The sequence below is a fragment of the Acetatifactor sp. genome (assembly GCF_982438285.1).
This window is the reverse complement of the sequence record NZ_CEWDFQ010000181.1, coordinates 1-6297: the sequence shown is the minus strand read 5'-3', so window position 1 is coordinate 6297 and position 6297 is coordinate 1. Positions and strand designations below refer to the sequence as shown.

At 48.1% G+C, this 6297-nt stretch carries 6 protein-coding genes; 1 reads left to right on the top strand and 5 read right to left on the bottom strand.

Features of this window, described 5'->3' with window-relative positions; genetic code table 11:
- From AC1WIP_RS09865 to AC1WIP_RS09850, 4 genes are all read right to left on the bottom strand, one after another.
- On the bottom strand, positions 1–737 hold a 737-nt coding region (locus AC1WIP_RS09865), incomplete at its 3' end, for a molybdopterin-guanine dinucleotide biosynthesis protein MobB (protein ID WP_481141676.1).
- Positions 738–742: 5 nt separating this feature from the next.
- Positions 743–1945 carry a molybdopterin molybdotransferase MoeA gene (locus AC1WIP_RS09860; protein WP_481141675.1) on the bottom strand — a complete coding sequence of 401 codons (1203 nt, stop codon included), beginning with the start codon at positions 1943–1945 and terminating at the stop codon, positions 743–745.
- A 47-nt stretch (positions 1946–1992) separates the two neighbouring features.
- Positions 1993–3420 (bottom strand): sensor histidine kinase, encoded by a 1428-nt coding sequence (locus tag AC1WIP_RS09855; RefSeq protein ID WP_481141674.1) that lies wholly within the window; start codon positions 3418–3420, stop codon positions 1993–1995.
- Complete coding sequence (locus tag AC1WIP_RS09850) at positions 3421–4074, bottom strand: response regulator transcription factor (RefSeq protein ID WP_481141673.1); 654 nt, start codon at positions 4072–4074, stop codon at positions 3421–3423. It lies immediately after the preceding gene.
- Between the two features lie 374 nt (positions 4075–4448).
- Between AC1WIP_RS09850 and AC1WIP_RS09845 the strand changes: the two genes are divergently transcribed.
- Positions 4449–5723, top strand: coding sequence for an MFS transporter (locus AC1WIP_RS09845; protein WP_481141672.1), 1275 nt, complete (start codon positions 4449–4451; stop codon positions 5721–5723).
- A gap of 155 nt (positions 5724–5878) precedes the next feature.
- Here AC1WIP_RS09845 and AC1WIP_RS09840 read toward each other — a convergent pair.
- On the bottom strand, positions 5879–6297 hold a 419-nt coding region (locus AC1WIP_RS09840; protein ID WP_481141671.1), incomplete at its 5' end, for a hypothetical protein.

Genomic DNA, 6297 nt, shown 5'->3' with positions numbered 1-6297 from the left:
CCCGCTTCGGCATACCTGTAGGTGTCGGTCCCCTTATGGTCCATCGAGTCCGCATGGCCGTCGTGTTTGATCACCGCCACAGTATAGCCTGCTTTGATAAACTCATTAATCAGCTTTATGATAAGCCCTGTTTTTCCGCTGTCCTTCCAGCCGCTGACACAGAAGGTCACCGGAAGCACGATTTTTTGGTACTCTATACGAGTATTGACATTTTTTATCGTCTTTTTGGAAAAGCAGCTGCTCTCCAGCCGGATATATTTTGTGGGAACGAGACGAAAAATATCCCGAAGCCTGTAGTTTTTCTCCTGAATCAGTTTTTCTAAGGCAGGCAGCGCCTTTTTGGAGTAAATAGCGCACAGGGGATGGATTCTGTCCTCGTCCGTAAGCACATAGCAGTCGTAATCCGAGCAGATAAACTCCGCCAGATATGAAACCAGCGCCCTGGATATATTGGGCATATCCACAGCACAGACAAAAACATAATCGTTGGAGGCATGTTTTATCACCTGATAAATTCCCTCTATGGGGCCGATGTCTCTGTGCACATCCTCCACTACAGGAAATCCACATTCAGGATAATCCTCCTTGTGCGCAGCAGAAACAAGCACCTGGTCAAAGGCGCTCATCTCTTCTGCAATCTTATCCAGAAATCGTCTATGTTCTATGGTAAGCAGCGCTTTATTGCAGCCCATCCGGCTGCTTCTGCCGCCTGCAAGGATGCCAACGCTTAGTTTCATCCCTGTCATTCCCCCTTGAAGTATCTGATTTTTACCGTATCACCCTGATGAAGGCATCTGCCCGCCTCCAAATCTATAAAGCAGTTACAGTCCGCCAGATTATGGATTACAGAGGAAGCATGAATCCCGGAAGGAAGCTCCACATGCCCCTCTGCGGCCAAAGCTCTCAAAAGGCGCCGTCTCTTGTTTACCTTTGCATATTCTCCTGAAAATACCGCCGTCTCCCTGCGGGGAAGGAAATCCCTGCTTCCCATAAGCTTTGCCGCCAAGGGCCAGAAAAAAAGCTCAAAGTGAGCCAGCGCCGCATAAGGGTTCCCCGACAGGCTCAAAATTACCGTATTGCCCAAAATACTCGCCATGGTAGGCGTTCCCGGCTGTATATCCACCCCGCGGAAAATTTCCCGTGCCCCAAGCTTTTTTAACACAAAGGGCACAATATCCTTTTTTCCTACGGAAACGCCTCCTGCCGTAATCACCACGTCTGCCTCCCGACAGGCTTCCCTTAAGCGGGAAAGGAAAATCTCCTCTTCATCCGCGCAAATCCATGCGCCCGAAAGGGCAAGCCCCTCCCTGCGTATGGAGGAGCACAGCATATGGGAAATACTGTCATAAATCTGACCGGGCCCAAGCTTTTCTCCCGGCGCACACAGCTCAGAGCCTGTGGCAATGACAGCCGTCCGAAAGGGCTTCACTGCCTCCACATACGCAATCCCCAGGCTGGCAAGCAGGCCAATGTGCAGGGAGGTAAGCCTGACGCCCTTTTCCACCACACACTGTCCCTCTTTGATGTCCTCTCCCGCCTTACAGTAATTGGTATAAGGAGCCACCGGCCGATACACATCCACCGTTTCCTGTCCGTAATCCGTATCCTCCTGCCGCACCACAGCGTCAAAGCCCTCCGGCACAGGGGCGCCTGTCATGACCCGCACCGCCGTCATGGGCTTTCTGTCATATAACGCAAAATCTCCGGCGCACAGCTCACCTGCTACAGTGAGCTTCACCGGACATTCTCTGGCTGCATTTTTTATTTCCTCCGCCTTGACCGCATATCCATCCATGGCGGACTTAGGGAAAGGCGGAACCATAAAGGGAGCATACACCGTTTCCGCGCAGACTCTGCCCCAGGCATCGTCGATGGAGATGCGCTCCTTCTTGCTGTCACCATTTACCGCTTCCAAAAGAAGTTTCTCACAACCCTCTGCTTCCAACCTTTTCCCGCCCTTTCCGTCGCAATTTGTAGATTATTATATAACATTTAAGAAAAAGTTGCAATCGGAAACACGACTTTGATCACTGTCCCCTCTCCCAGACGGCTGTCTATCTTTAACACACCTCCATGCAGAGAGATGATTTTTTTACACAGAGCCATGCCGATTCCCGCTCCTCCCTCCTTTCTGGAACGGGATTTGTCCACCATATAGAAAGCCTCCGTGATACGATGGATTTCCCTGGGCGGAATTCCTCTTCCATTATCCACCACCTTTATTTCATAGCCCTCCGCCAGCAGGCTTCCCTTCAGGAGGATAAAGCCGCCCTCCTCAACCGCTTTGACCGCATTATCCAAAAGATTATACAAGAGAGACAAAAGAAGTTCATAATCTCCCAGAATCGTTCCCTTCTCCAATGCGATCTTCCCATGAATCTTTTTCTTCGAGAAAACCGGACGCATGGCCGTGCGCAGGTTCTGCTCCAGCTTTCTTGTGGATACCGGCTTTCTTATCATATCCTGTTTTTCCATGCTCACAAGCTCCAAAAGCTTGTGGGAAGGGCTTTCCAGTCTTTTTCCCTGACTGTAAATATAAAAGTATGCCTCTCTTTTCTCCTCCTCAGACAAATTTACCGAATTGAGCATATCTGCATATCCGATGATGGAAGTAAGAGGTGTCTTCAGCTCGTGGGCAAAGGCCGCCGTAAAATCCTCCTGCTGCTTTGCCTTAAGCTCCTTTTCCTTCATCTGCTCCACCAGCCGGTCCGCCATCACATTAAAGCTTTCCGCCAGCTCCCCCACCTCGTCCCTTGGCATGGGATGCGCCCTCTTTTCATACTCTCCTTCAGAAATACAGCGCGCCACATATCCAAGACGCCTGATCGGGCCTGTCATGTAACGGGAAATCACATAAATAAAGCCGCCTCCCACAACCACCAATAAAATCAGCGCCAGCCGATACCTGTTTAACAAAAGCTGCCTGTCCCTGTAAATATCCGTCAGCTCCATGCAGATTCCCAGATAATAAAAGCCCTCTCCGGCAGTTCCCTTGCACACATTGAAAAGATAATAGCCCTCTTTAAAGCGGCGGATGCCGTAGGCATAGGTATCCTCCTCCCGCATCTCCCCCCGTATGCCCGCCAGTATCTCTTGAAAAGAAGTCTCCTGCGCCAGCTCTTCACCGTAGAAAAAATTGCCCTCCTCATCTGTCACAAAGCATTTGCGCCCTTCCTTTTCCACGCTGTCCATGATACTGTCGATTGTCCTGACCACCGCATATTCTTCGCCGTACTCATCAGCAGATTGATAAGCCATCTCAAACAGATACTGGAACATTCTGCTCTCCGTATCTGAACGTTCAATTTCCCGGTTCAATATATTCTGAAAGTAAGAGGACACCATCCAGATTCCAAATACGGCAAAGGCAACCGCAAGCAGAGCCGTGGTTGCAAAAAACAGTTTGTCTGCAAATCTCATCTATGCCTCCAGTCGATAGCCCACCTTGTAAACCGCCGTGATCTCATTCTCCCACTTTAACTTCTTTTTCAGTCTCTGAATGTGCAGATCTACCGTCCTGCTTTGTCCCAGGTATTCCCCTCCCCACACATTTTCATATATGGTCTCCCGATAAAGGGCGATATTCCGGTTTCTGGCCAGCAGCAAAAGCAGGTCAAATTCCTTCATGGTAAGGGCTATGGGCCTCCCGTTTTGCAGAACCGTACGAGATGATGTGTCAATGACCACATCAAACACCTCCAGAATGGTTTCCGTCTTGTGGTATCTGCGCAGAACGGCTTCTACTCTCGCCAAAAGCTCCACAATCTCAAAGGGCTTTGTGAGATAATCGTCCGCTCCCATTTTAAGCCCCTTTACCTTGTGCTCGGTATTTCCCAGAGCTGTCAGGAAAATCACCGGCATTCCCAGCTCCTTTGCATATTCCATCAATTCATAGCCGTTGATGCCCGGAAGCATAATGTCAAGGAGGATCAGATCAAAGGGCTCCTTTGCCATCCTGTCGGCTGCCTCCTCTCCGTCCGGGGCCCATATACACTGATACCCCGCCCGATTTAGATTCATCCTGATCAGATTCGCAATAGGCTCCTCATCCTCCGCAATCAAAATCTTTAACATAATCCCCGCTCCTCTGTACCTTTTTTGTCTTTCCTGATGCTGTCTCTTCCTGCAATGATTTACCTCTGATTTACCTCTTTTTTGTATCCTGTTTGTATCTTATTTAAATCCATTGTGCAGGCTGTCCTATTTATTGTAGCCTTCCTCCCCCATTTTTTACAAGCATTTCTTTTTCACTTGTGATACAATAGCGTGGATGACAGGTGATTGCGAAACTCGCTCCCTGGTATCAGAAACTGGGCATAATAACCAAAATAAGGGTGACGAGCCACTGCTTCGGAACCCGTTTTTTGTTTATTATGACCAGGTTCGTGATTTTGCCAGCGAGTTTCGCAAACGCCTTCCAGCGTAGATGAGTAAGAAAGGAGACTTCTATGCAGCCAGACTACAGAAAAACCATGGCCGCCTGTTTTATCGGATATATCATTCAGGCCATCGTCAATAATTTTGCCCCTCTTTTATTTTTGACCTTTCACAATACCTACGGAATTTCTCTGTCACGCATCACTTTGCTGATCACTATAAACTTTGCCATTCAGCTGACAGTGGATCTTTTGTCCGCAGGCTTTATCGACAGGATCGGCTATAAGGCCTCCGCCATTTTGGCCCATGTCTTTGCTGCCGCAGGTCTTGTGCTTTTGACCATACTGCCGGATCAGATGTCCTCTCCTTTTATAGGACTTTTACTGTCCGTAATCGTTTACGCCGTAGGCGGCGGGCTCCTTGAGGTGCTGCTCAGCCCCATTATGGAGGCTCTCCCCTCCGCCAACAAGGAAAAGGCAATGAGCCTGCTGCATTCCTTTTACTGCTGGGGCCATGTGGGGGTAGTGCTTTTTTCCACTCTTTTCTTCCTGCTCTTTGGTATTGAAAACTGGAGAATACTTGCTCTTTTATGGGCATTGCTGCCAGTGTGCAATCTGATTTTGTTTGCAAAGGCGCCTATTCTGCCCTTAATTTCCAGCGGGGACGCCGGATACTCCTTAAAGGAGCTGACCCAAAAGCCGGTGTTCTGGGTTATGCTGCTGGTGATGCTCTGCGCAGGAGCCAGCGAGCAGGCCGTCAGCCAGTGGGCCTCCACCTTCGCAGAACAGGGCCTCCATGTCAGCAAAACCGTGGGTGACCTGGCTGGTCCCATGCTCTTTGCCATACTGATGGGTACTTCCAGGCTTCTTTATGGAAAATGCGGCGAAAAAATCAATTTGAAAAGAGCCATGCTGCTCAGCTCTCTTCTCTGCATTGTATCCTACCTGGTGATTTCCCTGTCGCCTCTGCCGTTCTTAAGCCTCATTGGCTGCGGCATCTGCGGCTTCTCCGTGGGAATTCTCTGGCCAGGCGCATTCAGCATCGCCTCCGCTTCCCTGAAACGGGGCGGAACACTTTTGTTTGCGCTGTTAGCCCTTGCAGGGGATATGGGCTGTTCCGGCGGCCCTACATACGTGGGACTGATTTCCGGGTACTTTGGGGATAATCTGAAGGCAGGCATCTTTGCCGCCATTCTTTTCCCGGCGCTTATGATTCTAGGCCTTTTGACGCACAAGAAAAACAGGGCGGAAAACCAAAAGGTATCCGCCCCGGATGAGAAACTTCCTATAAAGCAAAAAGAAAAGGGCTATCGGAAAATAGATAGTCCCAAACGTGAGCCGGTGTGACTCGCATGAGTCATACCGGCCCCTGAAATCCTTTTTTCAAAAAAGAGAAAAATCGGTATTAACCGACAAGCCCATCGGAAATGATGTTACAAGTGATAACAGTATCTACAGCAAATTTTGCAGGTATACTACTATACAGCCGTGAATAATTCAAGTTAATATTTCTTTTCTCTGTATTGTATTAAAATTCCACTGCCATCATATTTATACATTGAATTATCCCAGTTATAATGAGTTTCCTCTAACAGTGTACCGCTAGAATCATAGTTATAATCTATTCTTTCTAATACAATCTCATTTTTAGTCGTACCATATTTATAGATAGCACTCACTAGGCCTTCTTGATAAGAAATTGTATTTAATATATTCCCATCTACATCGTATTTCTTTACTGACATTGATATAATACCGCTATCATCGGAACGATAAGAAGTCGAGCTTAATATATTTCCACTCGCATCATACTCGTAATTTGTGGTATTTGTGAATATTGTGTTTTCGGAAGAAGTTGTATAAGTTGTACTTATTACATTTCCATTATCATCGTATTCATAATTTTCTATTCTGTCTCCGG

Excerpts from the sequence above, each read along its gene's own strand:
- AC1WIP_RS09845 (WP_481141672.1), top strand. The coding sequence starts at position 4,449 with ATGCAGCCAGACTACAGAAAAACCATGGCCGCCTGTTTTATCGGATAT.
- AC1WIP_RS09850 (WP_481141673.1), bottom strand. The coding sequence starts at position 4,074 with ATGTTAAAGATTTTGATTGCGGAGGATGAGGAGCCTATTGCGAATCTG.
- AC1WIP_RS09855 (WP_481141674.1), bottom strand. The coding sequence starts at position 3,420 with ATGAGATTTGCAGACAAACTGTTTTTTGCAACCACGGCTCTGCTTGCG.